The 26,999-nt window shown below is 66.0% G+C and carries 27 protein-coding genes; 21 read left to right on the top strand and 6 right to left on the bottom strand.

The features are described from left to right. Positions 1-17: 17 nt before the first annotated feature. The 4 genes from L5876_RS13185 to L5876_RS13170 all read left to right on the top strand — a co-directional run bounded on the left by L5876_RS13185 (position 18) and on the right by L5876_RS13170 (position 3,760). Positions 18-158 carry a hypothetical protein gene (locus tag L5876_RS13185; protein WP_236956823.1) on the top strand — a complete coding sequence of 47 codons (141 nt, stop codon included), beginning with the start codon at positions 18-20 and terminating at the stop codon, positions 156-158. Further along, positions 130-1,755, top strand: coding sequence for a hypothetical protein (locus L5876_RS13180; RefSeq protein WP_236956822.1), 1,626 nt, complete (start codon positions 130-132; stop codon positions 1,753-1,755). Before L5876_RS13185 ends, L5876_RS13180 begins: the two co-directional genes overlap by 29 nt. Beyond that, positions 1,752-2,675 carry a site-specific tyrosine recombinase XerD gene (locus tag L5876_RS13175; protein ID WP_236956821.1) on the top strand — a complete coding sequence of 308 codons (924 nt, stop codon included), beginning with the start codon at positions 1,752-1,754 and terminating at the stop codon, positions 2,673-2,675. Before L5876_RS13180 ends, L5876_RS13175 begins: the two co-directional genes overlap by 4 nt. 101 nt (positions 2,676-2,776) lie before the next feature. Beyond that, complete coding sequence (locus L5876_RS13170) at positions 2,777-3,760, top strand: acetyl-CoA carboxylase carboxyltransferase subunit alpha (RefSeq protein ID WP_236956820.1); 984 nt, start codon at positions 2,777-2,779, stop codon at positions 3,758-3,760. A gap of 289 nt (positions 3,761-4,049) precedes the next feature. On the opposite strand, the gene L5876_RS13165 is transcribed toward L5876_RS13170, so the two are convergent. Both L5876_RS13165 and secA read right to left on the bottom strand, forming a co-directional pair. Next, entirely contained in the window at positions 4,050-4,520 is a 471-nt protein-coding gene (locus L5876_RS13165) for a GNAT family N-acetyltransferase (RefSeq protein WP_236956819.1), read from the bottom strand. Beyond that, on the bottom strand, positions 4,504-7,218 hold the full coding sequence (gene secA, locus L5876_RS13160) for a preprotein translocase subunit SecA (protein WP_236956818.1): 2,715 nt from the start codon (positions 7,216-7,218) through the stop codon (positions 4,504-4,506). Before secA ends, L5876_RS13165 begins: the two co-directional genes overlap by 17 nt. A gap of 168 nt (positions 7,219-7,386) precedes the next feature. Here secA and L5876_RS13155 point away from each other — a divergent pair, with 168 nt between their 5' ends. Both L5876_RS13155 and mutT read left to right on the top strand, forming a co-directional pair. Then, the gene (locus L5876_RS13155; protein ID WP_236956817.1) at positions 7,387-8,355 is read left to right on the top strand and encodes a peptidylprolyl isomerase; all 969 of its coding nucleotides are present in this window, start codon (positions 7,387-7,389) and stop codon (positions 8,353-8,355) included. Between the two features lie 50 nt (positions 8,356-8,405). After that, positions 8,406-8,816 (top strand): 8-oxo-dGTP diphosphatase MutT, encoded by a 411-nt coding sequence (mutT, locus tag L5876_RS13150; protein ID WP_236956816.1) that lies wholly within the window; start codon positions 8,406-8,408, stop codon positions 8,814-8,816. Positions 8,817-9,156: 340 nt separating this feature from the next. On the opposite strand, the gene L5876_RS13145 is transcribed toward mutT, so the two are convergent. Beyond that, the gene (locus L5876_RS13145; protein ID WP_236956815.1) at positions 9,157-10,080 is read right to left on the bottom strand and encodes a methyltransferase domain-containing protein; all 924 of its coding nucleotides are present in this window, start codon (positions 10,078-10,080) and stop codon (positions 9,157-9,159) included. A 38-nt stretch (positions 10,081-10,118) separates the two neighbouring features. On the opposite strand from L5876_RS13145, the gene L5876_RS13140 reads away from it, so the two are divergent. From L5876_RS13140 to L5876_RS13125, 4 genes are all read left to right on the top strand, one after another. Beyond that, positions 10,119-10,844: a ComF family protein gene (locus L5876_RS13140; RefSeq protein ID WP_236956814.1), complete on the top strand. Its 726-nt coding sequence runs from the start codon at positions 10,119-10,121 to the stop codon at positions 10,842-10,844. A 35-nt stretch (positions 10,845-10,879) separates the two neighbouring features. Continuing rightward, a complete protein-coding gene (gene grxC, locus L5876_RS13135; RefSeq protein ID WP_236956813.1) occupies positions 10,880-11,143 on the top strand; it encodes a glutaredoxin 3 in 264 nt (87 codons plus the stop codon). 160 nt (positions 11,144-11,303) lie between these two features. Further along, complete coding sequence (locus tag L5876_RS13130) at positions 11,304-12,128, top strand: carbon-nitrogen hydrolase family protein (RefSeq protein ID WP_236956812.1); 825 nt, start codon at positions 11,304-11,306, stop codon at positions 12,126-12,128. After that, the gene (locus L5876_RS13125) at positions 12,125-12,547 is read left to right on the top strand and encodes a DUF1178 family protein (protein WP_236956811.1); all 423 of its coding nucleotides are present in this window, start codon (positions 12,125-12,127) and stop codon (positions 12,545-12,547) included. The genes L5876_RS13130 and L5876_RS13125 overlap by 4 nt, the downstream gene beginning before the upstream one ends. 346 nt (positions 12,548-12,893) lie before the next feature. Here L5876_RS13125 and ubiG read toward each other — a convergent pair whose 3' ends face one another. Continuing rightward, the gene (gene ubiG / locus L5876_RS13120) at positions 12,894-13,661 is read right to left on the bottom strand and encodes a bifunctional 2-polyprenyl-6-hydroxyphenol methylase/3-demethylubiquinol 3-O-methyltransferase UbiG (protein ID WP_236956810.1); all 768 of its coding nucleotides are present in this window, start codon (positions 13,659-13,661) and stop codon (positions 12,894-12,896) included. Positions 13,662-13,804: 143 nt separating this feature from the next. Between ubiG and L5876_RS13115 the strand changes: the two genes are divergently transcribed. The 8 genes from L5876_RS13115 to L5876_RS13080 all read left to right on the top strand — a co-directional run bounded on the left by L5876_RS13115 (position 13,805) and on the right by L5876_RS13080 (position 22,394). Then, the gene (locus L5876_RS13115) at positions 13,805-15,034 is read left to right on the top strand and encodes an aspartate kinase (RefSeq protein ID WP_370469067.1); all 1,230 of its coding nucleotides are present in this window, start codon (positions 13,805-13,807) and stop codon (positions 15,032-15,034) included. A 20-nt stretch (positions 15,035-15,054) separates the two neighbouring features. Beyond that, entirely contained in the window at positions 15,055-17,355 is a 2,301-nt protein-coding gene (gene ptsP / locus L5876_RS13110) for a phosphoenolpyruvate--protein phosphotransferase (RefSeq protein ID WP_236956809.1), read from the top strand. Positions 17,356-17,439: 84 nt separating this feature from the next. Then, positions 17,440-18,300, top strand: a complete 861-nt coding sequence (locus L5876_RS13105) for a helix-turn-helix domain-containing protein (RefSeq protein WP_236956808.1) — start codon at positions 17,440-17,442, stop codon at positions 18,298-18,300. Between the two features lie 100 nt (positions 18,301-18,400). Further along, positions 18,401-19,528, top strand: a complete 1,128-nt coding sequence (ispG, locus tag L5876_RS13100) for a flavodoxin-dependent (E)-4-hydroxy-3-methylbut-2-enyl-diphosphate synthase (protein ID WP_236956807.1) — start codon at positions 18,401-18,403, stop codon at positions 19,526-19,528. Continuing rightward, positions 19,525-19,977 (top strand): hypothetical protein, encoded by a 453-nt coding sequence (locus tag L5876_RS13095; protein ID WP_236956806.1) that lies wholly within the window; start codon positions 19,525-19,527, stop codon positions 19,975-19,977. The genes ispG and L5876_RS13095 overlap by 4 nt, the downstream gene beginning before the upstream one ends. Positions 19,978-19,988: 11 nt before the next feature. Next, the gene (locus L5876_RS13090; RefSeq protein WP_236956805.1) at positions 19,989-20,918 is read left to right on the top strand and encodes a hypothetical protein; all 930 of its coding nucleotides are present in this window, start codon (positions 19,989-19,991) and stop codon (positions 20,916-20,918) included. 106 nt (positions 20,919-21,024) lie between these two features. Further along, complete coding sequence (locus L5876_RS13085; RefSeq protein ID WP_236956804.1) at positions 21,025-22,014, top strand: hypothetical protein; 990 nt, start codon at positions 21,025-21,027, stop codon at positions 22,012-22,014. A 32-nt stretch (positions 22,015-22,046) separates the two neighbouring features. Then, entirely contained in the window at positions 22,047-22,394 is a 348-nt protein-coding gene (locus tag L5876_RS13080; protein ID WP_236956803.1) for an ArsC/Spx/MgsR family protein, read from the top strand. A 268-nt stretch (positions 22,395-22,662) separates the two neighbouring features. On the opposite strand, the gene L5876_RS13075 is transcribed toward L5876_RS13080, so the two are convergent. Continuing rightward, complete coding sequence (locus L5876_RS13075; protein ID WP_236956802.1) at positions 22,663-23,745, bottom strand: hypothetical protein; 1,083 nt, start codon at positions 23,743-23,745, stop codon at positions 22,663-22,665. A gap of 86 nt (positions 23,746-23,831) precedes the next feature. Here L5876_RS13075 and L5876_RS13070 point away from each other — a divergent pair, with 86 nt between their 5' ends. The 3 genes from L5876_RS13070 to L5876_RS13060 all read left to right on the top strand — a co-directional run bounded on the left by L5876_RS13070 (position 23,832) and on the right by L5876_RS13060 (position 26,202). Further along, complete coding sequence (locus tag L5876_RS13070) at positions 23,832-24,935, top strand: low specificity L-threonine aldolase (RefSeq protein ID WP_236956801.1); 1,104 nt, start codon at positions 23,832-23,834, stop codon at positions 24,933-24,935. Then, on the top strand, positions 24,932-25,513 hold the full coding sequence (locus L5876_RS13065; RefSeq protein ID WP_236956800.1) for a TIGR00730 family Rossman fold protein: 582 nt from the start codon (positions 24,932-24,934) through the stop codon (positions 25,511-25,513). The genes L5876_RS13070 and L5876_RS13065 overlap by 4 nt, the downstream gene beginning before the upstream one ends. A 269-nt stretch (positions 25,514-25,782) precedes the next feature. Further along, a complete protein-coding gene (locus L5876_RS13060; protein ID WP_236956799.1) occupies positions 25,783-26,202 on the top strand; it encodes an MAPEG family protein in 420 nt (139 codons plus the stop codon). Here the strand turns inward: L5876_RS13060 and L5876_RS13055 are convergent. Then, the gene (locus tag L5876_RS13055) at positions 26,199-26,957 is read right to left on the bottom strand and encodes a tetratricopeptide repeat protein (protein WP_236956798.1); all 759 of its coding nucleotides are present in this window, start codon (positions 26,955-26,957) and stop codon (positions 26,199-26,201) included. The genes L5876_RS13060 and L5876_RS13055 overlap by 4 nt on opposite strands. Positions 26,958-26,999: the final 42 nt, after the last annotated feature.

Below are 26,999 nucleotides of genomic sequence, written 5' to 3'. Positions count from 1 at the left end.
AATGATGGGAAATACGCATGCGCGGAATGCTGATCGGATTTCTGGTCCTGCTGGTTCTGGTGGTCGCGGGATTTGGCACGCTCGTTTTGCTCGCCGAGGGCATCGACCCCGGCCGTGAGGAGGTTCGCGTTGATCTCGAAGATGATTTCCCGCGCTAGCCTTCTGGCGCTGGTCCTGGCTGCGCCCGTCGCGGCGCAGGACATCCAGGTCCAGGAACTCGGCAGTCTCGACCCGCTCGAGGTCAATGTTGCCGAACGCCCGCTCGCCAACGACATGTGGCGCAATTCCAGCGCCGCGACGGCGCGCGCCGCGCTTCAGGCGCTGCCCGGCCCGGATGATGACGCCTATGGTTCGATGGCCGTCGCCGACTTTGCTGGCCGTGTCCTCCTCTCCGGCGGAACCCCGCCCGAGGGCGGCCGCGGCGATGAGGCACTCGCCGTGCTCCGCGCCGAACGCGTGCTCGCGGCGACCGGTCCGATCGCGGCCTATGCCCTGCTGGAGCGGACCCCCGGTCTCGAACGCCTGCCGGCGCTCGCCCGCTGGCATGCCGAGCTCGGTTTCGCGCTGGGCGAAACAGCCGCGGCCTGCCGTACCACGAACGGCCTGATCGATGGCCGCAACCAGCCTTACTGGCTGCGCGCCCGCGCGGCCTGCCATGCCATCAATGGCGAAGCCGCCGCGGCGGAACTGTCCGCCGACCTCGCCAGCGCGGCGGAGCCGGACCGCGATTTCGACACCCTCCTCTACGCCGTCACGATCGGGCAGTGGAATGATCCGGACGTATCGATCGACACCGGTCTGGAACTGGCCCTCGCGCGCATCGCCTCGGGAGAAGACCAGCCTGAACTCGACCTGTCGGACGCGCCGGGCTGGCTGACCGAGGTCGCGGAGACGACTGCCGAGCCGGTTGAACTGCCCGGCGAGATCGGCGCGGCGATGACCTATGCCGAGACGCTGGAAGGCGCCGAACGCCGTTCCGCCTGGGACCAGCTGATCCGCCAGGACTATGACCGCCTCACCGCCGGTCTCGCGCTGGGCCATGCCCTCGCCGACGCCGCATCCGAAAACCGCTTCATCCCCGTCGCGCGCCGCTATGGCGGCCAGATCGACACCATCCCGGTCACCGCCGCGACGCTGGATCACGGCCACCGCTTCGTACTGGCTGCGCTCGCCGCCGGAGACCGTCAGACGGCGATCCGCTGGCGCCGCGCGCTGGACGACGGTCCGCCGCGCCGTTCGCGTCCGGCTCCGGCGACGATCGACGATCTGATCGACAAGGGCCCCGATAACGGCCCGTCCATGGAGCCGGTCATATCCGAGGCCGACGAGCCGGAATGGGCGCCGCCCGCGCCGCGCCTCCTCGTTGCGCTCGATCTCGCCATTGCCGTGGCGCAGAACCAGATCGGCCGCGAGTCCATGGTCGCGCTGACCGGCGCCCGGCTTGAAGCCGGCGCGGAAGGCGTGGGCGATGTCGCCATGCTCGCGCTGATGGGCGCGCCCGTGTCACCGGACTGGCGTGTCGCCCTTCTGGAAACCGAGCCTCAGGCTTCGCCCGCCCTTCTGGGCATGGCGGCCGCCTCGGCGTCCGGCGCGCATGCCGAAACCGCGCTGTTCGCAGCCGCGGCGCTGCAGGACGGTCTTGAAGGCGCCGCCCCCGGCACGCTGATGCAGGTGGTTTCCGCGCTTGACCGGGCCGGTCTGTCGGACGCCGCGCGCGACCTCCTGCTCGCCCGCATCATCGAGGAGACCGCGTGACGCCCGCCCGGGCCATTGCGCTATTCCTCGACATGATGGCGGCCGAGCGCGGGGCTGCGGCCAACACGCTCGACGCCTATCGCCGCGATCTGAACGACGTGTCCGCGCGCCTGTCCGTGACCGGGGCGGACCTCATGACGGCTCAGACCGGCGATCTCGAAGCCGTGCTGGCGGGCATGCGCCGCGACGGCCTGTCCCCCGCGACGTCGGCCCGCCGCCTGTCCGCGGCAAGGCGCTTCTACCGCTTCCTCCTGTCCGAAGGACTCCGAGGCGACGATCCGGCCGCGCCGCTCAAAGGCCCGGCGCGCGGTCGGCCCCTACCGAAAATCATGTCGGAGGACGATGTCGACGCCCTGTTCCGCGCCGCAGAGGGCCTTGATGGCCCGGCGGGTGTGCGCACAAGGGCGCTGCTCGAAATTCTCTATGCCGGCGGCTTGCGGGTCTCCGAACTCGTCGGCCTGCCGCTGAATGCCTTCTCCCGCGCCGAGGCCTGTATCCACGTCACCGGCAAGGGCGGGCGCGAACGCCTGGTTCCGCTGACCGATTCAGCGCTCGAAGCTGTTGCCGCCTACCGCGAGGTGCGGGACGCGCATTTGCCGAAGCCCGGACCGAAGCGGGCCAGGGCGGAGCGCTTCCTCTTCCCCTCGGCCACCGCCGCCGCCGGGCATCTGACGCGGGAGCAGTTCGCGCGCATCCTCGCAGCCCTGGCGGGCGCGGCCGGGCTCGACGCGTCGAAAATCTCGCCCCACGTCCTGCGCCACGCCTTTGCCACGCACCTTCTGGCCAATGGCGCGGACCTGCGCGCCGTACAGCTCCTTCTCGGCCACGCCGATGTCTCGACGACCCAGATCTACACCCATGTCCTGGAGGAGCGCCTGCGCAGCCTTGTGGAATCCGCCCACCCGCTGGCGCGGCGCTGAAAGCGGTGGTTTCCGCGGCTTGTTCCTTGCGTAAGGGGTGATAGGTTGCCCGGCGCTTTCGCGCCCCAAGCTTTGTACTGCGGCGTCACAACAGAGAGCTCATGCCCGACTCGACCCGTACCTATCTCGATTTCGAACGTCCGATTGCGGAACTCGATGCGAAGATCGAGGAGCTGGAAAAGCTCGCACGCTCCAACTCTGCCGAAGGCCCGGACGTGGCCGAGGAGATCGGCAAGCTGCGCCAGAAATCGGCGGACCAGCTGGCGACGCTCTATTCCAAGCTCGATCCGTGGCGGAAGACCCAGGTCGCCCGCCATCCCGACCGGCCGCACTTCCGCGACTACCGCAAGGCGCTGATCGAGGATTTCGAGGAGCTGTGCGGCGACCGCCGCTATGGCGAGGACCACGCCATCGTCGGCGGGGTCGGCCGTTTCCGCGGCCGTCCGGTCGTCGTTCTGGGCCATGAAAAGGGTCACGACACCCAGACACGTCTGAAGCACAATTTCGGCATGGCGCGCCCGGAAGGCTATCGCAAGGCGATCCGCCTGATGGACCTCGCCGAGAAATTCAAACTCCCCGTCCTGACCTTCGTCGACACGGCGGGCGCCTATCCCGGCGTCGGCGCGGAAGAGCGCGGCCAGTCCGAAGCGATCGCGCGCTGCACCGAGCGCTGCCTGACGCTGGGCATGCCGCTCGTCTCCGTGATCACCGGCGAGGGCGGCTCGGGCGGCGCGGTCGCGCTGGCCAGCGCCAACACCGTCATCATGCTCGAACACTCGATCTATTCGGTGATCTCGCCGGAGGGCTGCGCCTCCATACTGTGGCGCGACTCGGCCCGGGCCAAGGACGCCGCCGCGGCGATGAAGATCACCGCCCAGGACCTGATCGGGCTGAAGATCATCGACCGTATCGTCACCGAACCGGTCGGCGGCGCGCACCGCGACGCGCAAACCACGATCCGCCATGTCGGCGATGCGCTGGACGCAGCGGTCGGCGCGCTCGACGGCCTTCCGGCCGACAAGCTGAAGAAGAAGCGCCGCGACCGCTTCTACGCCATCGGCCGCATGCAGGCCGGCGAGGGCTGATTATTCGCTCTCCCCCTTGAGGGGAGGGAAAATCATATCAAGGAACCTGCTGTCCCGGATTTATTCCGGGACCTGTCCACTTCGCGGGTAACCGGAAACGTGGACAGGCCCCGGCACGGGGGCCGGGGCAGATTGATTGCCACACTTTCCCTTCTCCCCTTTTTGAAGGGGAGAAGGTGCCCGAAGGGCGGATGAGGGGTTCTGCTCCGAAGTCGAAATCTGCGTCCACCCCCTCACCCGGCGCTTCGCGCCACCCTCTCCCCCAAATGGGGGCGAGGGGAAAGGGGGGTCACAACACCGCCTCCAGCCAGGGCAGAAGCCGTCCCTTGAACACGTCGGAGGGGCGGTCGGTGATGAACACCGCGCCCATGCGCTCGTAGAAGCCGCGCGCGTCGGGGTCCGACAGGATCGTAATCCGCGTCTCGCCGGCGGCCTTGAGCCGCGCCTTCGCCCAGTCGTAGAGCGCGCGGCCCGCACCGGTGCCAATGGCAAAGGGTTCGATGAAGAGCAGGTCGAGCGTCCCGGCCTTGCCCTTCGGGTCGACCTGAACGACCCCGAGCGCCCGGCCGGAGGCGTCTTCCGCCACACGCACGAAATCGCCCGCGATCAGGTCCGGATCGACCTGCAGATAGGGCGCGACGGTTTCAAGGAAGACGGCGTCATAGCCCCAATGGGCTTTCGAACGCAGGCAAAGCGCGGACAGCGCCGCGGCCTCGCCGGGCCGCGGGCTGCGCAGCGTGAGATCAGGCGACGAGCGCACCGTGGCAATGCTTGTATTTCTTGCCCGAGCCGCACGGGCAGGGCGAGTTGCGCGGCACCTTGCCCCAGGTCGCGGGATTGTCCGGATCGATCTCGCTGTGATCGCCGAGCGCGTCGCTGGCCGAGGCCATCTCGTTCTGACCCGTCTTCGGATCGGTGTGGATGGCCTGCATCTGGCGCGGCGGCTGCGGCGCTTGCGGGCGCTGCTGCATCTGGATGCGGATGCCCATGATGCGGCGGGTGAATTCCTCGCGCAGGCTTTCCAGCAGGTGTTCGAACAGGTTGAACGCCTCGGTCTTGTACTCGTTCAGCGGATCGCGCTGGGCGTAGCCCCGCAGGCCGATCACCGAACGCAGCGCGTCAAGCTGCTGCAGATGCTCGCGCCAGTTGTCATCGATCGTGCGCAGCAGCTCGTACTTCTCGACGCGGCGCATCAGTTCGGGACCGACCTCGGCGACCTTCTCCGCATAGGACTTGTCGGCCGCCTCGGTGATCCGGTCGCGGATCTCCTCGTCGGCAATGCCTTCCTCGGCCGCCCATTCGGCGATCGGCAGGTCGAGCCCGAACGTGTTCAGCACCTTTTCGTGCAGGCCTTCGATATCCCACTGGTCGGCGAAGGCCTTGGGCGGGATGTGCGCCTCGACGAGGTCTTCGGCGGCCTGGTGGCGCATGTCCTTCACGACGTCGGAGAGGTCGGTGTCGGACATGAATTCGATGCGCTGTTCGAAGATCGCCTTGCGCTGGTCGTTCATCACGTCGTCGTATTTGAGGACGTTCTTGCGCATGTCGAAATTGCGCTGCTCGACCTTCTTCTGGCTGGTTTCGAGCGCCTTCGACATCCACGGATGCTCGATCGCCTCGCCTTCCTTCAGGCCCAGCGTGCGCATGATCGTGTCGAGCCGTTCCGGCGCGAAGATGCGCAGCAGGTCGTCTTCCACCGAGATGAAGAAGCGCGACTTGCCCGGGTCGCCCTGACGGCCCGTCCGGCCGCGCAGCTGGTTGTCGATCCGGCGGCTTTCATGGCGCTCGGACCCCATGACGTAGAGGCCGCCGGCGTCGAGCGCCTGCTTCTTCTTCGTCGCGACGTCGGCGGCGATTTCCGACCGCTTTGCCTTGATCTGGTCCTCGGTCGGTTCGCGGCCGGCCTGCTTCTCTTCGGAGATCCAGTCGGCGAGGCGGAAATCGACATTGCCGCCGAGCTGGATGTCGGTGCCGCGGCCGGCCATGTTGGTGGCGATCGTCACCGAACCCGGCACGCCGGCCTGGGCGATGATGCTGGCTTCCTGCTCGTGATAGCGGGCGTTCAGCACCTGGTGCTTGATCTTCTTCTTGGTCAGGATTTCCGAGAGGAGTTCGGATTTCTCGATCGAGACCGTGCCGACCAGAACCGGCTGGCCGCGCTTCTGGCAGTCGAGGATTTCCTCGGTGATCGCGCCGAATTTCTCGTCGGCGGTCCGATAGACCTGGTCCTCATTGTCGATCCGCGCGATAGGCTTGTTCGTCGGGATCTCGACGACTTCCAGCTTGTAGATCGAGAAGAATTCGTCGGCTTCGGTCGCCGCCGTACCGGTCATGCCGGCCAGCTTCTTGTACAGGCGGAAATAGTTCTGGAAGGTGATCGAGGCGAGCGTCTGGTTTTCCGGCTGGATGTCGACGCCTTCCTTGGCCTCGATCGCCTGGTGCAGGCCGTCCGACAGGCGGCGGCCCGGCATCATGCGGCCGGTGAACTCGTCGATCAGGATCACATCGCTGCCCTTCACGATGTAGTCCTTGTCGCGCTTGAACATCTTGTGGGCCTTGAGGGCCTGGTTGATGTGGTGCACGACCGAGACGTTCTCCACATCGTAGAGATCGCCGTCCTCGATCAGATTGTGTTCCTTGAGGAGGTCTTCGATGTGCTCGTTGCCGTCCTCGGTGAAGACCACGGTGCGGGCCTTCTCGTCGATCTGGTAGTCATCCTCGTTCAGCATCGGGATGATCTTGTCGATCGTCTTGTAGAATTCGGTCCGGTCCTCGGTCCGGCCGGAGATGATCAGCGGCGTGCGCGCCTCGTCGATCAGGATGGAGTCCACCTCGTCGACGATCGCGTAGTGGTGACCGCGCTGGACCATGTCATCCAGCGAATACTTCATGTTGTCGCGCAGATAGTCGAAGCCGAGCTCGTTATTCGTGCCGTAGGTGATGTCGCAGCCATAGGCGCGGCGGCGCTCGTCGTCCGACATGCCATGCAGGATCACGCCCGTCGTCATGCCCAGCTTGGAATAGACCTGCGCCATCCATTCGGAGTCGCGCTTGGCCAGGTAGTCGTTGACCGTCACGACATGGACGCCGTTCTGCGTCAGGGCGTTCAGATAGACCGGCAGGGTGGCGACCAGCGTCTTGCCTTCACCGGTCTTCATCTCGGCAATGCCGCCATTGTTCAAGACGATGCCGCCGATCAGCTGCACATCGAAATGCCGCATGCCGAGCGCGCGCTTGGCGCCTTCGCGGACATTGGCGAAAGCCTCCGGCAGAAGCGATTCAAGCTTCTCGCCATCAGCGACACGCTGGCGGAATTCCTGGGTCTTCTCGATCAGCTGTGCATCGGTGAGCTTTTCAAATTCGGGCTCCAGCGCGTTGATCTTCGCGACGAGCGGCTGGTATTTGCGGACCTTGCGGTCGTTCGACGAGCCGAGCAGCCTGCGGGCGATAGAAAGCATGGAAGACCCTGAAACCAACTGATAGAACCGCGCCCCATGGCGGCGGCCCGGATACGGCGGACGCCGTATCGCCACGAAATAATGCCCGGCTGACTTAAGATTGGCGGGTTTGGGTGTCAATGAACGGGGGCTGCGGCCAAACGGCAGGACGGCTCCGGGAAGTCTTTCATGATCAGATATTTGTCCCTCATCCCGGTTTTCGCAGTTCTGCTGCTGGTTTCCTGCGGACCGGACGTTCCGCAGGAGGATGGCGATATCCCGCTGCCCGGCGACACCGTCCTCGCCGAGGGCGAGGAGGTCATCGCCGCCGAGGTGAACGGAACCGTGATCCGCCATTCAGACGTGCTGCGTGAAGCCGCGGCGCAGGGCGTGATCCCGCAGGGCGGTACGCTGCCGACGAGAGATCCGTCATATCAGCGCGTGCTCGACGAACTGATCGACCAGCGCCTCCTGGCGCTGGAGGCCCGCCGCCTCGGCCTGCGCGAAACCCCGCAGGCGCGCCGCCGCATCGCCATGGCCGAAGAGCGCATCCTCGGCAATGTCCTCCTGGAATCTACGATCGCCGAGGCGGTCACCGACGAGCGCGTCCAGCGCGTCTTCGAGGAGCAGAGCGAATTGTCCCGCCCCGCGACCGAGGTGCGCGCGCGGCATATCCTGGTCGCAACGCAGGAAGAAGCCGAGGAAATCCGCCGCCTGATCGAGGCCGGGGCCGACTTCGCCGAGATGGCGGTCCGCTACAGCCTCGATACGGCAACGCGTCTGGAAGGCGGCGATCTCGGCTACTTCACGCGCCAGGGCGTGCTGCCCATCTTCGCCGAGATCGCGTTCAACACGCCGGCCGGACAGGTCTCCGAACCGTTCGAAAGCACGTCGGGCTGGCACCTTCTGAAGGTCGAAAACCTGCGGACCGCCGAAGGCCGCACGCTCGACCAGATGCGCCCGGGCATCGTGCGTTTCCTGACCTTCCAGGAGATCGAGAATTTGATCACGAGGCTCGAGGAAGAAGCCGACATCCGCCGCCGCGAACCGGTCGAACCGGGGCTGCTGCGTGCAGACGGAGACCCCGTTCCGCCCGCCGAGGCGCCCGAGGACACGGGTGATGACGCGCCGGAAGCCACCCCTCAGGACGGCGGGTAAGACCCGCTTAACCATCCTCGCGAACCCGGAATTAAGGGAGATCGGTCATTATGCCGGATCAGCGCCCGGTCCTCTTCGTGGCCGCCTGTGCCTTGCTCGACGCCGATGGCCGCGTGCTGATCGCCCGCCGCCCGGAAGGCAAGCCGATGGCGGGCTATTGGGAATTCCCGGGCGGAAAGATCGAGCCCGGTGAGACGCCGGAACAGGCCGTGACGCGCGAACTGCGCGAGGAATTGGGGGTAGAACCATGCGAGCGATGCCTGCATCCCTTTGCCTTCGTGTCGCACCCCTACGAGGCGTTCCACATCGTCATGCCGCTTTTCCTGTGCCGGCAATGGGACGGCTTTCCTCAACCGACCGAGGGCCAGGAGATTGCCTGGGTACGGCCCGCGAAGCTGATGGATTTCGACCTGGCCCCGGCCGACCGGCCGCTGGCGGCGGAAATCCGAGATCGGCTCTAGCGCGCTTCTTCTCGCGCTTCGCGGCGGAAACCTGGGGCGGGACGAGCATCGAGTACTCGATCATCGCGGTTCTGGTCGCCATCGCCGGCGTTGCCGCGCTGATGACGATTGGCCCCTTCGTGATGCAGGCCTTGACGGACGCCGCCGTGCCGCTCTAGGCGCACGCCTTCCCCTCGCCCCCATTTGGGGGAGAGGGTGGTGCGAAGCGCCGGGTGAGGGGGACAGCCGCAAACCGCGCTTACGGAGCAGAACCCCTCATCCGCCCTTTCGGGCACCTTCTCCACTTCAAAAGGGGAGAAGGGAGATGCGCCGCGAAACAAAGCGCGGGGGTGACGGGAGTCTACCGCCCCGCCTTCTCACCCGCCGACTGTTCCTTGACCCCGAGCGCATCGGCCAGGCGCACCGTCGCCGAACCCGGCCGCTTGGGTCGCGGTTGTCCGGGATGCGGGGCCCAGCCCCCGGCATGGATGATCTCGAAACTGGCGCGGATCCGCCCGTCCGGATCGGCGAAACGCTCGGCATAGATCTGCGCGGCTTTCACGAACAGGCTGCGCGTTGCCGGTTTGCGCGGGCGCGAGGCCAGCGCGCTCGTCTCGCCCATGCCGCGCAAATCCTTCATCAGCACGAAGGCATTGCCGTAACGGACCGTGACGCGGTCGACATCGCTGACCGGCAGGGCAAAGCCCGCGCGTTGCAGAAGGCCGGACAAATCCTGCGCATCGGCGAAGGGCGAGACCCGCGCCGACACGCCGCCGGTCAGTTCGCTCTCCGCCGCCATCAGCGATTGGCGCAATTCATTGAGGCTCGCCCCGCCGATCAACGCAGCGGTGAAGAAGCCGTCGGGCGTCAGCGCCCGGTTGATCTGAATGAGCGCGCCCGGCAGGTCATTCGTCCAGTGCAGCGCCAGGGGCGAGACGATCAGTTCGAAACTCTCGTCGGCGAAGGGCAGCGCCTCCTCGTCGAGTGCCAGCGCGATCCCATCGGCTTTTAGCGCCCGGTCCGGGGACAGGTCGCTCTCGATCCAGATGCCCGCCTTGGCGTGAGCCTCGGGAACCAATTCCTTCATTAGCGCCACGCCATTTCCGCCCCCGCCCAGCATCAGCGCGCGGCCGAAATCGCGGGTGATCGTGACCAGCCGGTCGCCGATATCCTCGATTGCGCGCTTCAACAGGAAGTCGTGCTCTGCCAGACTGCAGGCGGACCGCGAGCGATGCTGGCGGACCAGTGCCCGGTCGAACAGGCGGGGAGGGGCATTTGAACTCATGGGCCCGATATGGCCCGCTCCGGTGGGGAAGGGAAGCCGTGCGCGTCGCGGCCGACCTCGTCTGGCCGCCCCATTCCGCCGCCAGCGGCATGCGCGTCGATGCGCCCGGCCGGCTCGACGCGGACGACTGGTCGGCGATCCACTTCCTCGACGCGCCCTGGTGCGCGCGCTGTGGCCTGCCCTTTCCCTATGCGATCGGCGACGGCGCAGAATGCCCGGCCTGCATCGCCCGTCCTCCGAAATACGCGAAAGCGCGCGCCGCCTTCGTCTATGACGATGCCAGCCGCCAGCTGGTGCTGGAGTTCAAGCATGGCGGAAGGGTCGAAAGCGTCGCGCAATTCGCTGCCTGGATGGCGCTGTCGGGGCGGGAAATGCTGGACGGCGCGGACGCCATCATTCCCGTTCCGCTGCATCGCCGCCGTCTGGCGATGCGGCGGTTCAACCAGTCCGCCCTGCTCTCGCTGGCGATCGCCAGACGCACCGGCCTGCGCTTCGAGCCGCACGCCCTGCACCGGGTGAAGGCGACGCCGAGCCAGGCCGGCAAGTCCGCCAGCGGGCGGCGGCGCAATGTCGCGGGCGTGTTTCGTGTGCCCGAACGGGCAAAGCCCCGCATCGCCGGAAAAACGCTTGTGCTGGTGGACGACGTCTTCACCACCGGCGCGACGGTCGAGGCCGCGGCGCGAACGCTTGAGCGGGCCGGAGCGGTTCGGGTGAACGTTCTGACGCTCGCCCGCGTTGTCAGACCGGTAAACCCGCTTACATAAAGGCGGCTTCAACACGCGAAACGGGAATTGAGTCGATGGCCAAGGTGACGATCTACACGCGCGAATTCTGCGGCTACTGCGCCCGCGCGGTGCGCCTTCTGAAGGATAAGGGCGTCGACTTCGAACAGATCGACGCCGGCATGGACGCGGCCAAGCGCAAGGAAATGATCCAGCGCGCCAACGGGGCCTCGACCTATCCGCAAATCTTCATCGGCAACGAACATATCGGCGGCTGCGATGACATGTTCGCGCTCGAGCGCAAGGGCGCGCTTGACGTGATGCTGGGGATTTCGGGGTGACCGAAGCGCAAGTATTTTTTCCTTCTCCCCTTTTGAAGGGGAGAAGGTGGTCCGAAGGACCGGATGAGGGGTTGTGCTCCGTCAGCGCTGACCCCCTCACCCTGACCCTCTCCCCCTCAAAAGGGGGAGAGGGGACAGCAAGGTCAGCAGGGAAATTGAAATGACCACACTTCCCGTCGCCCTCGTCCAGATGCGGTCGGGCACCGACCCGCTGACCAATATCGGCGACGCGGCGCGCCTCGTTGAACAGGCGGTGCGCGGCGGCGCGAAATTGGTCGTGACCCCGGAATGCACCAATCTGGTCGAACGCGACGCCTCGAAACTCTTCGGCAAGCTCTACGCCCCGGACGAGGACCCCGCGGTGCTGGGTTTCGCCGACATCGCACGCACGCACGGCATCTGGCTGCTCGCCGGCTCCCTCGCGCAGAAGATTGCCGCAGACCGCGCGGTCAACCGCAGCCACCTCTTCGCGCCCGACGGCACGCTGGCTGCGACCTACGACAAGATCCACATGTTCGATGTCGGCCTGGGCGGCGGCGAGACCTATTCGGAATCGACCAACTACAAGCCGGGCGAGAAGGCCGTGCTGACCGAGGCGGCGGGCGTAAACCTCGGCCTGACCATCTGCTACGACGTCCGCTTCGCCTATCTCTACCGTAAGCTGGCAAAGGCCGGGGCGCAGCTGATCGCCGTGCCTTCCGCCTTCACCCGTCCCACCGGACGCGCGCATTGGGAAGTCCTGCTGCGTGCCCGCGCGATCGAGACGGGCAGTTACATCCTCGCTGCCGCGCAGGGCGGGCATCACGAGGACGGCCGCAACACCTGGGGACACTCGATGATCGTCGACCCCTGGGGCAAGATCGTCGCGGAACTGGACCATGACGAGCCGGGAGTCCTGAATGCCGAGCTCGACCTCGACGCCGTTGCCGATGCGCGCACCCGCATCCCGGCGCTGAAGCATGACCGCGAGGTCACCGGCCCATGATCCGCTACGCCCTCATCTGCGACCACGAACACGAATTCGAGGCCTGGTTCCGCAATTCGTCGGACTATGACGAGCAGGCGGCGTCCGGCCTTGTCGAATGTCCGCTCTGCGCCTCGACGGCGGTGCGGAAGGCGGTGATGGCGCCGAACGTCGCCTCGCCCAAGCGGCGTAAGGAAACACCGCAGAAGATGATGATGGAGATGGCCGGCAAAGTCCGCGCCCATATCCGCGACAATTTCGACTATGTCGGCGACCAGTTCGCCCGCGAAGCCCGCGCCATGCACGAGGGCGACACACCGCACCGCGACATCTATGGCGAGACGACGCCGGAGGAGGCCAAGGCCCTCGCCGAGGACGGCGTGCCCTGCGCGCCGCTGCCCGCGCCCTTCGCCCCTGTCCCGCCGAAGCGGGTGAATTAGCGTGTAACGGCTGCGGCGGCTCTGCAGATTACTTCCATATTATTTTTGTCCGATTTTCAAAAATTTTGTAATTTTCGCTGAAATCATCACCAGATTTCACAGATAAAAAAGAAACGAAGCGGACAATTATAGATGCAGAAAACAAAGCGGTAAAAAATATAATTGTATAAACCGGTCGAACTTCACCTCCGCGACCTATAACTCTAATTAGAACATTAGCGCACGCAAAAAACAAAGAAAAAATAGCCGGTCTTGTCCAATCGGCACGAAGAAACCGGATAAGCTCGAAATAGTATATTTTTATTGTTTTGAGCATTGAATTCAATCAAATCGGGGTTGGCTTCTATTAGCCCGCCTTCTTCGCCGCCAGCATGTAGTTCACGCCGGCATCCCCGGTGATCGAGAACTGGTCGTTCAGCGGGTTGTAGCTGACGCCGACCGGCTCCTCGGGCGTGAGGCCCGTGCCGGTAAGTGCCGCGCGGATTTCCTCCGGCTTCACCAGCTTGCGGAAGCGGTGCGTGCCCTTGGGCAGCCAGCCCATCACCCATTCCGCGCCGAAGATGGCGGTGACGAAGGCGCGCGGCGTGCGGTTGATCGTGCCGACCACCATCATGCCGCCCGGCTTCACCAGCGAGGCGCAATCCTTCAGGAAGGCGTCCGGGTCGGCGACATGTTCGACCACTTCAAGGTTGAGCACGACATCGAACGGTTTCTCGCCCGCCTCGATCAGCTGCTCCGCCGTGCCGTGGCGGTAGTCGATGGCCAGGCCCATCTCCTGCGCATGCACCATCGCAGTCTTGATATTGGCTTCCGCCGCATCGACCGCCGTGACCGAGGCGCCGAGCCGCGCCATCGGCTCGGAAATCAGCCCGCCGCCGCAGCCGATATCGAGGATGCGCAGACCCTTGAAGGGTTCGGCCGCGCTGTCGTCGAGGCCGAAATGCGCGGTGATCGCGCTCCTGAGCCAGCTGAGGCGCGCCGGATTGAACTTGTGCAGCGGCTTGAACTTGGAGTCCGGGTCCCACCATTCCGCGGCCATGCGCGAGAATTTCTCGACCTCCTGCGGGTCGACGGAGGGGCGGGAGATCGTCTCGGGGGCGGCGGCCTGGGCCATAATCTTTGTCCGTTCTCGCATTGCGTGTGGTGCGCTGCCGTAATATGGCCCCGCTGGCCGCGATGATCGAGAGCGGACAGCGGGATGCGTCGATTGGCGCACACCGGGCTTGTTGCCGGGGAAGATAGGCGAGGGACGCCGGATTGGAACGCGTGGTGATGAAATTCGGCGGCACGTCGGTCGGCACCTCCGACCGGATTCGCGCCTCCGCCGCCCGCGTCGCCGATGAAGCCGCGAAGGGCCATGCCGTCGCCGTCGTCGTGTCCGCCATGGCGGGCGAGACCGACCGCCTGCTTGAACTCGCCGGCGCGCATGGCGGATCGCTGGGCCAGGTCGAGACCGATGTCGTCCTCACCGCCGGCGAACAGGTTTCCGCCGCGCTGATGGCGCTGGAGCTCGGCCGTCACGGCCTCAAGGCGCAATCCTTCCTCGGCTGGCAGGCGCGGATCGAGACCCAGGGCCCGCCGGGCGCCTCGCGCATCTCCGCGCTCGATGCCGCGCCCGTCCTTGCCGCGCTGGACCAGGGCATCATTCCGGTCATGGCCGGCTATCAGGGAATCGGGCCGGACAACCGCCTGCGCACGCTCGGGCGCGGCGGATCGGACCTCTCGGCCGTCGCGCTCGCTGCGGCGCTGGGCGCGCGCTGCGACATCTACACAGACGTTGACGGTGTCTACACCACAGACCCCAGAATCGAGCCGCGCGCCCGGCGAATTCCTGCGATAAGCTATGACGAGATGCTCGAACTCGCGGCGCAGGGGGCCAAGGTGCTCCAGACGCGCTCGGCGGAAATGGCCAAGGCCAGGGGCGTGCGTCTGCGCGTATTGTCGAGCTTTTCGAACGATCCCGATGCGGAGGGTACCGAAGTGGTCGATGCCGATCTGATTTCCGAACGCCGGATCGTTTCAGGCGTGGCCTATGCCCGCGACCAGGCGCGCATCGGCCTCCTCGGTGTCTCCGACCAGCCGCAGGCGGCTGCCGAGGTGTTCGGCGCGCTGGCCGACGCGGAAATCGGGATCGACATGATCGTGCAGGGCCGCTCGCGCGATGCCGGCACGGTGAATATCGAATTCACCGTTGACCGCCGCGACCTGCATGCCGCGCTGGATGTGATAGACTCCGCTGCATCCGGTTCCGGCGCACGCGACATCGTGCATGAAACGGGTCTGGCCAAGGTGTCGATCGTGGGGATCGGCCTTAACCGGCGTGCGGACGTTGCCCGAATCCTGTTCCGGGCGCTGGGCGAGAAGCATATCGCGGTGAAGGTCATCGCGACGTCCGAAATCAAGATCAGCGTGCTGATCGCGAACGAATCCGTGGAACTTGCGGTGCGTGCGCTCCATTCCGCCTACGGGCTCGACGAAGCCGTCTAGCGAAAGGATTTTTGCGAGGGATGACAGCGATCGAAGCCTTCGCGCCGGGCCCCCGGCGATTGCTGACGCGTTTGCGTGCGCTGATGGCGGCACGCGAGGACGCGCAGGAACGCCTCGATCACCTCGTCCGCCTAATCGCCCAGGAAACCGGCGCCGACGTCTGCTCGATCTATCTCGCCCGGCGGGGCGGCTCGCTTGAGCTTTGCGCCACGCACGGCCTGAAGCAGGAAGCGGTCCACAACACCCGCCTGCAGCCGGGCGAAGGCCTCGTCGGCCTTGTCGCGCGCCAGGCCCGCCCGCTGGCCGTGTCCGATGCGCCCGCGCATCCTGCCTTCTCCTATCGCCCCGAAACGGGCGAGGAACCGTTCAAGTCCTTCATCGGCGTGCCGATCCTGCGCGGCGGCCGTCTCGTCGGCGTACTGACCAGCCAGACCGCGACCAGCCGCGATGTCGGTGACGACGAGATCGAGACGCTCCAGACCGTCGCCATGATCCTCGCCGAGATCGTCGCCTCTGGTGACATCATCTCCGCCGAGGAACTCGCCGGGCTCGACGTGCGCCCGACCAAGGCGGAACGTTTTCAGGGCGGCGCCTTCTCGCCCGGCCTCGCTATGGGCGTGGCGGTCGTTCACGAACCCCACGTCACCTCGCTGCAGCTGATCGCCGACGATCCCGAAAGCGAGGAAGCACGCCTTGAAACCGCGATCGCCAATCTGCGCCGCTCCGTCGACCAGATGCTCGACAGTGGCCGCGTGCCCTTCGGCGGACCGACCCGCGATGTGATCGAGGCCTACCGCATGTTCGCGCACGACCGCGGCTGGCTGAACCAGCTGCGCGACGCGGTGCGCCAGGGCCTGACCGCCGAAGCGGCGGTGGAGCGCGTGCGCAACGAGCATCGCGCCCGCCTGATGCAGGCGCGCGATGCCAATTTCCGCGAGCGGCTGCACGACCTCGAGGACCTCGCCAACCGGCTTCTGCGCCATCTCGACGGGGAATCGTCGACGGCGCGGCCACTGCCCGAAAACGCCATCCTGATCGCCCGCTCGATCGGCCCGGCCGAATTGCTCGACTACGACCGCACGCGCCTGAAAGGCGTCGCGCTGGAGGAAGGCTCGCAATCGAGCCATGCCGTCATCGTCGCCAAGGCGCTCGGCATTCCGCTGGTCGGCACGGTCGAAGGCGCGCTCGACCGCGTGGAGGAGGGCGACCCCGTCATCGTCGATGGTGAATTCGGCCTTCTGCACATCCGCCCGTCGGAAGACGTGACCGAGACCTACCGGGAGCGCACCGAGGCGTTGACGAAGCGCCGCGCCATCTTCGAGCAATTGCGCGAAGCCCCCTCCGTGACGGCCGACGGCAAGGCGTTCGAACTGCACCTCAATATCGGTCTGCTGATCGAGTTGACGCGCCTGGCTGAGACCGGCGCGGCGGGCATCGGCCTGTTCCGCACCGAATTCCAGTTCATGGTTTCCGACACGCTGCCGCGTCTCGACGAGCAGGCCGAGCTCTACCGCGCCGTGGTGAACGCCTCGAACGGGCACCCGGTCGTCTTCCGCACGCTCGACCTTGGCGGTGACAAGGTGACCAACTACGCCCCGTCGACGCGCGAACCGAACCCGGCGCTGGGCTGGCGGGCCATCCGCATGGGCCTCGATCGGCCGGGCCTCTTGCGCTACCAGCTGCGCTCGCTGATCCACGCGGCGGGCGAAAAGCCGCTGAAGGTGCTTTTCCCGATGATCGCCGCGCCGTGGGAATTCCGCGCCGCGAAGGAAATGCTGCTGAAGGAGGTGGAGTATTTCCGCCGCCGTGGACGGACGGTGCCGGAAAAGGTCGAGGCCGGCCTGATGCTGGAAACGCCCGGCATGGCGTGGGCGATCGAGCAGATTTTGCCGGAAGTGGACTTCGTCTCTGTCGGCGCGAATGACCTGATGCAGTATTTCTACGCCGCCGACCGCCAGAATGCGCGCGTGTCCGACCGCTATGACGTGCTCGCCCCTGCGGCGCTCCAGCTGCTGAAATCGATCCGGGATGCATGCGCCCGTCACACTGTGCCGATATCGATCTGCGGCGAGCTGGCGGGCCGGCCGCTTGAAGCGTGCGTGCTCATGGCACTGGGCTATGACCGCATGTCGATGGCGGCAGGCAGTATCGGTCCGGTGAAGCGGGCGCTCACCGCGCTCGACGCCGGCAAGCTCGGCACGTGGCTTGCAAGCCACATGGCTGGCGACCTGCCCTCACTCCGGGGCAGCCTCCTCGATGCGGGGTCCGCTGCAGGACTTGCCGTGGAGGCTGTTGATAACCCGGGCGCTTTGAGAGTATGATTAATCCGTTGTCATGTGACAAATAGGTCACAGGCACGGGGTGGGGTGACAGGGCGTCCGTGTTTGAGGACGCTAGGAGTGAACATGACTGAGGGGCGCAATCCGGGTGGGTTTGTGCCGGTCGATGCGATTTTCGCCGGTTCAGGTACATCTTGCGTGCAATTGTCTGCGGGTGAAAAACTGCGTGATGCGCGGGCGCGTCTCGGACTGACGCTCGATTCCGCTGCTGCGCGAACCCGGATCCGGCGCGACTATCTTGAAGCCCTCGAAACCATGGATCCGCGCGGCCTGCCGTCGCGCGCCTATTGCGTCGGCTATTTGCGCACCTACGCCCAATTCCTGTCCCTCGACGAGACAGCGATCGTCGACCAGTTCAAGCGCGAGGTCGACACCCAGACCGGCCGCGCCGTCCCCACCGCTCCGAAGGAAAAGCGCGAGATCAAGCTGCCGCGCGGCGCATTCGGGGCCGTCCTCATTCTGACCGGCGTCGCCGGCATTGCCTGGTGGTATGCGAACACCGCGTCCGGCGAGGGTGCTTTTGCCGATGTGCCGCCGCCGCCCGACGCGGAATTGTCCCTGCTGGAAGACGACGCACTCGCCAATGGCGCGCTTAACTGGTCGGTCGGCGATGTCTGGCGTGACCTGCCGGCCCCCGGAACCACGACCGAGGAGGTCGTTCTTCAGGCCAGCGCACCGACGTGGCTCGAAGTGCGCGACGGATCCGGCCGCCTGCTCTTCTCCCGCGAACTCGCGGCGGGTGAGCGCTATCGCGCGCTGTCGGAAGACGGTCTCACCGTGACGACCGCCGATGCCGGCCTGGTCGAGGTCTTCATTGACGGTCAGTCCTTCGGCCGGCTCGGGGAAGCCGGCACCGCGCTCGCCGAGCACCCCGTCCATGCCGGGGCCTTCCTGGTTGCCGAGGCGGAGATCGAGACGGCGGGCTGAATCGCCGCGCGTTTGACGGTCGAATCCGGCCACATTTGTCGCTATATCCTGCGCATGACACCGGCAGCGGACCCGTTCGCGTCCGCGAAGGAAGACGGCCATGCATGAAGCCCATCGTGAAGTCCGGCCCTGGCGCATGATCGAGCGGCGCGAGAGCCGCCGCATCCATGTCGGGAATGTCCCGGTCGGCGGCGGCGCGCCGATCGCCGTCCAGTCGATGACCAACACGCCCACACCGGACGTGAAGGCCACGGTCGACCAGATCCGCCAGCTCGAAGAGGCCGGTGCCGACATCGTGCGCGTGTCCTGCCCTGATGAGGACTCCACCGCCGCCCTGGCGCAGATCGTGAAATCGGTCTCTGTCCCGCTCGTCGCGGACATCCACTTCCACTACAAGCGCGGCATCGAGGCGGCGAAGGCCGGCGCGGCCTGCCTCAGGATCAATCCGGGCAATATCGGCTCGATGGACCGGGTGAAGGACGTCGTCTCCGCCGCCCGCGACCATGGCTGCTCGATCCGCATCGGCGTCAATGGCGGCTCGCTGGAACGTCACCTGCTGGAAAAATATGGCGAGCCCTGTCCCGAGGCGATGGTGGAAAGCGCGCTCGACCACGCCCGCATCCTCGATGACCTCGACTTCCGCGAATACAAGATCTCGGTGAAGGCGTCCGACGTCTTCCTCACCGTCGCGGCCTATGCCGCGCTCGCCGAAGCGACCGACGCGCCGCTGCATCTCGGCGTCACCGAGGCCGGCGGCCTGCGCATCGGCTCAGTGAAGTCGGCGATCGGCATGGGCAATCTCCTCTGGGCCGGGATCGGCGACACGATCCGCGTCTCGCTCTCCGCCGACCCGGTCGAGGAGATCAAGGTCGGTTTCGACATATTGAAATCACTCGGCCTCCGGACGCGCGGCGTGAACATCATCGCCTGCCCGTCCTGCGCGCGTCAGGGCTTCGACGTCATCAGGACGGTCGAGACGCTGGAAGAACGCCTCGCGCATATCTCCGAGCCGATCTCGCTGTCCATCATCGGCTGCGTCGTCAACGGGCCGGGCGAGGCCATGTTCACCGATCTCGGCTTCACCGGCGGCGGCAAGGGCGCGGGCAAGATGTATGTCTCCGGCAAGCCGGATCACAACGTCACCAATGAGGAAATGGTCGACCACATTGTCGGCCTCGTCGAACGCCGCGCCGAACAGATGCGAGCGGCGAAGGAAGCGGCGGAGTGAAGGCTACAACGATTATTGCTCTGGCCACCTCTCTGGTGGTTCTGAGCAGTTGTTCCGATCCCTTCGAAGCCCTGCTTCCAAATACATCAATAAACCTGGTCCAGGCCCGGCAGCACGCTCTCTTCTACCGTCGCGTCGAAGACCGACTTGATGAAACAGAGAGACGGATCGTTGCCCATTGGACGACCAATCTCATTGATGCAGCCTACGGACATGCAGTTCGCAACCGGGTTTATCGCCGCGATCAAAGTTTGATCAACGAAGCAGCAGAAGCACTCTGCCAAATGCTTGCCGAACCCGAACTCATTCCGGATTCTGGATTGGTCAGTCGGTCGTCGGCCGTTGAGACACTGGAATCCATTCTCGAAAACGTGCAACTTACGGACGAACAACGGGCCGGCCGCTATTGCGTCGACTATTTCGCGGAGGCTGACTCGTCTGACGATTGAGGCGGCGACGCATGTTCAGGAACAAGGCAGCACTGGCGCGGTTCGCGTTCATGCTCTGGCCGTGCTCTGCTGCAGTCCTACTGTTCCTCTGGCAGCCTGAATCGACAGCCGGGGCTTTCATCAACCGCGCAGCCTGGTTCGCTGCGGCGGGCGTCTGGTGGCTGTTGGGCCGTTTCGCGCTGAACCCTTTTCTTGCTCGTCATTCCGGCGACGAAGCCCGCCTGTGGCGCACCGCGGAAACCACGCTTGTGAACGGTGCGATCCTCTACGGCTTGCCGATGGCGATGGCCGTGAATGTCATTTTTCTCGGTCTGTCCGAAATGCCCGCGAACGACGCCATCTTCATTCTGCCGAATACGGCCTTTGCCATGATCTTCGGAGCAGGCGGTGCCTATCTTGGGCGGGACCTGCGGAAGACATTCCCTGACGGCCAACCCAAGCCCGAGCGGAGACCGATCGAACCCCCGGCGGACATCCCGCTTTCGGCGATCCCGGCGAGCGTGAAGGTGTTTGCGGCCACCAATCTGCTGTTCGCTGAACTCTACCTGCTTATCCCGCTGGCGGCGGCCTTTGTCCTGCCTCTGCTGCTCGACGCCTGGCAGGAGCATCTTGTCGCCGTTCTTGTCGCGACGACCCTTCTTTGCCAGCTGACGCTCTGGCTCCCGGGGCGTTGGCTCCGCAGGCGGCCGGAATGGGCGCAGGTTCAGGACGTGTATTTCGGCACACGCCTGCGCGCCATCGCGTTCTCGCTCATTGCGGCGGGTATACCTGTCATCGGCGCGGTTATCTGGATTGCCATCTACGGGATCGAACCGCTTGAAATGTCCTCGGGCGTCGGCTGGGGTGTGCTCGGCACGCTGTTGGTTATTTCCTATCTTGGCTTTGTGTCCAGCCGGGCGAACTGGGCGGCGTCGAAAGACCCGATGACCCGCCAGCCCTGATGCAAGGGCGGGACAACCTCACCGCGCTGTCCCTCTCAACACGACCGCCATTCCCGCCTAGACAGCACGCATGCGCCGGGGGGCGCATCGAGCCCGACGGGACACAATGAAAAAGACCATCCTCCTCTCCGCCCTCGCCGTGATGGCGGTATCCGCCCCTTCGCTGGCGCAGGGCGTCGACCCCGCCACCGCTGAAATCCGTTCCGAGGACGCCCATCGTTTCGCGGCCGTCTTCGATGCCGCCAACGGCACCCCTACCGCTGAACAACTGCAGGCGGGTTATCTCGATGGCGCCGGCCGCGGCGTCGAAATCTTCACGCCGGGCCGCATCGAGAATGCAGACCGTCTTGCCGCCACCGTTGCGGCGAATGTCGAGGCCTATCGCCGCGCCATCGAGGTCTGTCTGCCCATCGCCGAAGCGATGAATGACGAGCTGCGCGACATCTATGCCGGCATCCACACTCTCCTGCCCGAGGCCGAACTGCCCGAGATTTACGTCGTCTTCGGTGGCGGCAATTCCGGCGGCACGGCGGGCGCGGGCGCCCAGGTGCTGGGCCTGGAAGTGATTTGCGCCAATGCCGAAACCGAGGACGAAATCCGCCGCACTTTCCGAAAATTCTTTGCCCACGAGACCGTCCACACCTTCCAGTCCTGGCCGGAGTCCGATGTGCTCGCCGCCGATCCGCTTCTGGCGATCGCCCTGATGGAAGGCACGGCCGACTTCGTCGCCGGGCTCGTGACTGGTGAGGTGCCGGGCGCAGAACGCGATGCCTGGGCCCGTGCCAATGAAGACCTGGTCTGGCAGCACTTCGCCGAGGACCGGATCACGATCCGCGGCGGGTTCACCATCGGTGAGAACGGCATGCAGCACAGCGACGCCGCACGCGATGCGGCCAACCGCTGGTACTGGAATTACGGCCGCGCGCCCGAAGGCTGGCCCTATGAAATGGCCTACTGGACCGGACGCATGATCGCCGAGGGCTATTACGAGAACGCCGGGGATCGGGATCAGGCCCTGCGCGATCTGATCGCGCTCGAAGACCCGGCCGCCATTCTCGCCGCCAGCGGGCTTGAGGATCGGGCCACCCTCGACTAGTCCGGTCTGACCGGATTGAAGGAGGCCCGCCCATGATCACGTTCTACGGCATCAGGACCTGCGATACCTGCCGCAAGGCGATGAAGACGCTCGATGCGGCGGGGCGGGCCTACAACTTCGTGGATTTGCGCGCCGATGCCGACATGACCGCGCTCGCGCCGCGCTGGATTGCGGCTGTTGGCGCGGACACACTGGTGAACCGCAAATCGACCACCTGGCGGTCCTTGTCCGACGCCGACAAGGCGAAGGCCGCGAGCGACGCCGGAGCGGCGGACCTGCTCGCCGCCCACCCGACCCTCGTCAAACGCCCGGTGATCGAGACCGGCGGCGAGGTGTTCGTCGGCTGGACGGGCGAGGTGCAGAAGAAGGTGGGGGTTTAGTACCCGTCAGGCACAAAATATGAATTCCCGGACGGGCGAAGCACGATCCGGGGCCTCGAACCGGCAGGGCGCAGAGGCGCCGCAAAATCCGCGCAACGATTCTGACCCACCTTTGCTCCGATACCGGTCGAGGTCCCCGCTTTCGCGGGGAATTCAATAACTCAACAAGACTACATCGTTGACGCTCCCCGGTTTCGCGAAGCGAAGACCGGGGTCCAGACTGGATCCCGGATCGGCTGCGTCGTCCGGGAAACGTCGAGTTCTTCAATCACTCCACCAGCACCACGACCGGCACATCCACCTCGACGCTTTCACCGCCGCGCGTCCTTGTCATCCGGATCACCTCACCCGTCTCGCCCTCGCCGCAACCGCGATCGCGCACCGGCCTTCCATTCCAGTGCGTGATGACGTCGCCAGCCTGAAGGTCGATCCCCTCGGCCGCGCCGTCGAGCACCGCTTCGACATGGAGTCCCGCTGCGACGGGACGGAAGGACAGGCCGAGCGACGCCTCGGGCGGGAAGACGAGCTCAGTATCGCTGCGCCGCTCGATCCGCACGCGCTCGCGCTCGAAATCGAACGTCCAGGTGAAGTGCTGCATCACCTCCCCGCCGATCAGTTCGGTTTCCGGCACCTCCTCCACCTGCGGCGAGGGCAGGGCGTAGGGGCCGAGCCGGACCTCGCCGTCGATCCGGCTGCCGTCGCGGTACTCGATCCGGTTGAAGCGGGTGGCGGCATTGACCCGGCGGGGCGGCTGCGTCAGCGGATAGCGCTCGATGTCATTGACCGCGAAGATCGCGGAAGCCGCCCCGGAATCGATCAGCATCCGCCTTGTCCGGTTGGGAAACTCGACCTCCATCCAGGGCCGGTCGTCCGGCCCGCGCGTCGAGAACACGCGGCTGCCATCCGGGCGGGGCAGGCGGCCAGTCTCGAGCCGGATCTGACCGGCGGCATAGTCGAGCGTAACGAGATACTCGTCGAACCCGTCATAGGCGAGGATGCCGTCGATCTCGCGCCCGAGCGCGATCGACAGATGGTCGAGATCGGTCAGGCGCGCGGGCAGGCGATTGTAGTTGACCGGCCCGGCGGTCGCGCCGGTGATGTTGACGCGGTCGAGCCCGTCCATGCTGCGGCCCGACACTCGCTCGATCGCGTCCGGGTCCACATAGGTCGTCGAAGCACCCGTATCGTAGAGAAACCAGAGCACCCGGTCTTCGGGGTAGCCCTCGCGGCCGGCAAGGCTGATGGGAACGAAGAAATAGCCCCGGCACATTTCCGTCGGCACCGTGATCGGATCGGCCACGGGCGTCCCGGCGAGCGCCGCGCCCAGCACCAGCGCTGACATCATCCGCACATCCGCCTCCCATCCTGACCTGTTGCGCCTAGGATAGCGCGGTGCGCGAGTCGCGGGACCGGGAACAGGCGAGGGCGGATACCCCCATGAGCGAAACCGACGAATTGCGGGCCGGCTGCGACGTTACGCTCGGCTTTCCTCATGACGGCGACTCGAAACCCGCCGGCCGGCTGCGTGCCATTGCCGACTACATCGAACAGCGCGGCTGGGGCGATGACACCTATCTCGGCGGTCCGCTGGCCGAGGAGTTGGAACGACATGTCGCCAGCCTGACCGGCCAGCCCGCTGCGCTCTGGTTTCCCACCGGTACGATGGCCCAGGGCGTCGCCGCGCTCATTCATGCCGCGGAGACCGAGCGCGACACGCTGTTGCTGCACCCGTCCTCGCATCTCGAACTGCACGAGCGCCACGGCTATCGCGAGGCGCACCATCTGAAGGCCGAGCTCACCGGTGAGTGGCGCCGCGTCGTCTGCGCCGCTGATGTGCGCCGCGCGGAAGCCGGCCCGGCCGCCGTCTTCATCGAGCTTCCGGCGCGCCATTCCGGTGGTGCCCTGCCGGAGTGGGACGAGCTCCTCGCCTTGCGGGATGCGGCCCATGCGCGCGGCGCCCGCCTGCATGTCGACGGCGCCCGGCTGTGGACCTGCACCGAGGCGTATCCGGGCAAGTCACTGGCCGATATCGGCGGGGTAGCCGACAGCGTCTATGTCTCCTTCTACAAGGATATCGGCGCGCTGGGCGGAGCAGCGCTCTGCGGATCCGAAGAATTCATCGAGCAGGCGAAGATCTGGCGCGAACGGCTCGGCGGTCTCCTCATTCGCGGCTGGCCGATGATGGCCGATGCGCTGCGGCTGCTGCCCGAACGCCTGGGGCGGATGCCGGCCTATGTCGCGCGGGCGAATCTCCTGTCCGCGAAGATCGCCGAAGCCTCCGGTTTCGAGATCGAACCCGCCCCGCCGCGCACCGCCATGTTCCACGTCCGCATGCCGATGACCGGCGCGATGGCGCAGGCCGCCCGCGACCATGCCGCGCGCGAAAGCGGCGTCTGGATCGCCAACCGTTTCTGGGGCTATGAGGCGGACGATATCCGCTCCGCCGAAATCACCGTGGGCGAACGCGTCATGGCCGCCGACCCGAACCGGGTCGCCGCGGCCTTCGCGGCGATGGCGGACTACGCAGGGAAGAACGCATGAAATCCGTCTGCATCTATTGTGGCTCCAGCCCGGGCAATCACGCCGACTTCGCCCGTGCCGCCAAGGCGATGGGGCTGGCGCTCGCCGAACGGGAGCTGACCCTCGTCTATGGCGGCGGCGCGGTCGGGCTGATGGGTCTGGTGGCCGATGCCTGCCTGGAGGCGGGCGGACGCGTGACCGGCATCATCCCGGAATTCCTCGCCATCAAGGAAGTCGCCCATTCCGGCGTGACCGACATGCGCATCGTCTCCTCGATGCATGAACGCAAGGCGATGATGGAACAGCTCTCCGACGCCTTCATCGCCCTGCCGGGCGGGATCGGCACGATGGAGGAGCTGTTCGAGATCTGGACCTGGGCCCAGCTGGGCCAGCACAGAAAGCCGGTCGGGCTGATGAATGCCGCGGGCTATTTCGACGGTTTGATAGAGTTTCTCGACCGGATGACCGACACCGGATTCGTCGGCCAGGGCACGCGCTCCATGCTGCATGTCGGCGATACGCCCGAAGCCCTGCTCGACGCCTTCGCGGGCTATGAGCCCCCCGCCACCGGGGTTCACATCAAGCTGCGGCAGACCTAGAGCGTTTACTTATGTTTTCCTCCCCCGTTTACGGGGGAGGGGGACCACGAAGTGGTGGAGGGGGAAGTTGGGCCCCCGCCCCCGCCCCCCCCCCCCCCCCCCTCCCCCCTCGCCCCGGACAGCATCCGGGGCACTCCCCCCGCAAGCGGGGGGAGAAACAAGAGGGGCGAGGAGAGCGTCAGAAACTCGGCCATTCAAGAATCTCCCTTCCCCGCGGCGCGCGCGCGGACCAGCATGCGCGCGTGACAAGCCTCGGGAGGGAAGAGGACATGAACACGATACTCGCGCCGGTCATGGCGCTCGTCGGCTGGACCTTTGTGATGTGGCTCTGGATGTACGCCACGCGGATTCCGGCGATGCAGGCGGCGAAGATCAACGCCGCCAGGCTGAAGCAGAAATCCGACCTCGATCCGTTGCCCGTTTCGGTCAAGCAGATCGCCGACAACTACAATCACCTGCACGAACAACCGGTGCTGTTCTACGCGGTCTGCCTCGTCATTGCGGTGACGGGCGGGGCGGACATGGCGGCACTCGCGCTGGCCTGGGCCTATGCCGCGATCCGGGTGGCGCACTCGCTGATGCAGGCGACGATCAATTTCGTCCCGGTGCGCTTCGCGATCTTCACCCTCGGATCGATCGTGCTGTTCGTCCTGTGGCTGATCACGGCGCTCCAAATCTTCGCGGGCTAGTTCCGGTAGATGCGCAGATTGCGGTCGATCCAGCCGGCGGCTTCGAGGTTGCGCGGCACGCCGCGGCCGCGTTTCAGCCGGTCGGAGATCACTTCGAGACTGGGCGGATAGCATCCGGCCGCCGACACGAGGTGCGCCTCCAGCGAGGCCGCCTGCGCATCCATGCCGTCCGGCGGATCGATCTCGCCCTCGGCATAGAGGTTCGCCAGATTGCTCGCGGCCAGCGGGTCGCCCGCCTCCATGGCGCGGATCAGCCATTCGGCGCCCGCCTCGACGTCGCGCTCGTTTCCGAGCGAGCCATGGGTGTAGCTGTAGCCGATCTCGTTGATCGCAGCGACGCTGCCGGCTTCCGCGGCGCGCATCATCCAGCCGCGCGCCCGGTGCGCCTCGCTTTCGCCGCCCTGGGCGAGATGGAAGGCGATGAGTTCCATCGCTTCGACACTGCCCGCCTCGGCCTCGGCTTCGATCTGCGCGACCAGGGCCGCGTCACTGTCCATGGCGTTGAACCGGGCCCACCATTCGTTGGAGAGCCCGTCCGACAGCGCCATGTCATTGACCGTGCAACGGGCCGCACGCGCCAGCCGCTCGTCCTCGAAGAAGACTGGGCCTTCGAACGCGTCGGCTTCCTTCTCTTCCTCGGTCGGCGGGGTGAATTCGACGATCTCGACCTCGGGCTCGCGCGTGAACTCCAGCCACCCGACGATCAGCGTCGCGGTCACCAGTGTCACGGCCAAGGCCATCAAGGCGCGCAGCATCGTTTCGTCCCCCTCTCCCCCAAGGCGCAGTTTAGCAAGCCT

The sequence above is a fragment of the Hyphobacterium sp. SN044 genome, assembly GCF_021864465.1.
Taxonomy (GTDB): Bacteria; Pseudomonadota; Alphaproteobacteria; order Caulobacterales; family Maricaulaceae; genus Hyphobacterium.
This window is presented reverse-complemented; position numbering and strand designations above follow the sequence as displayed.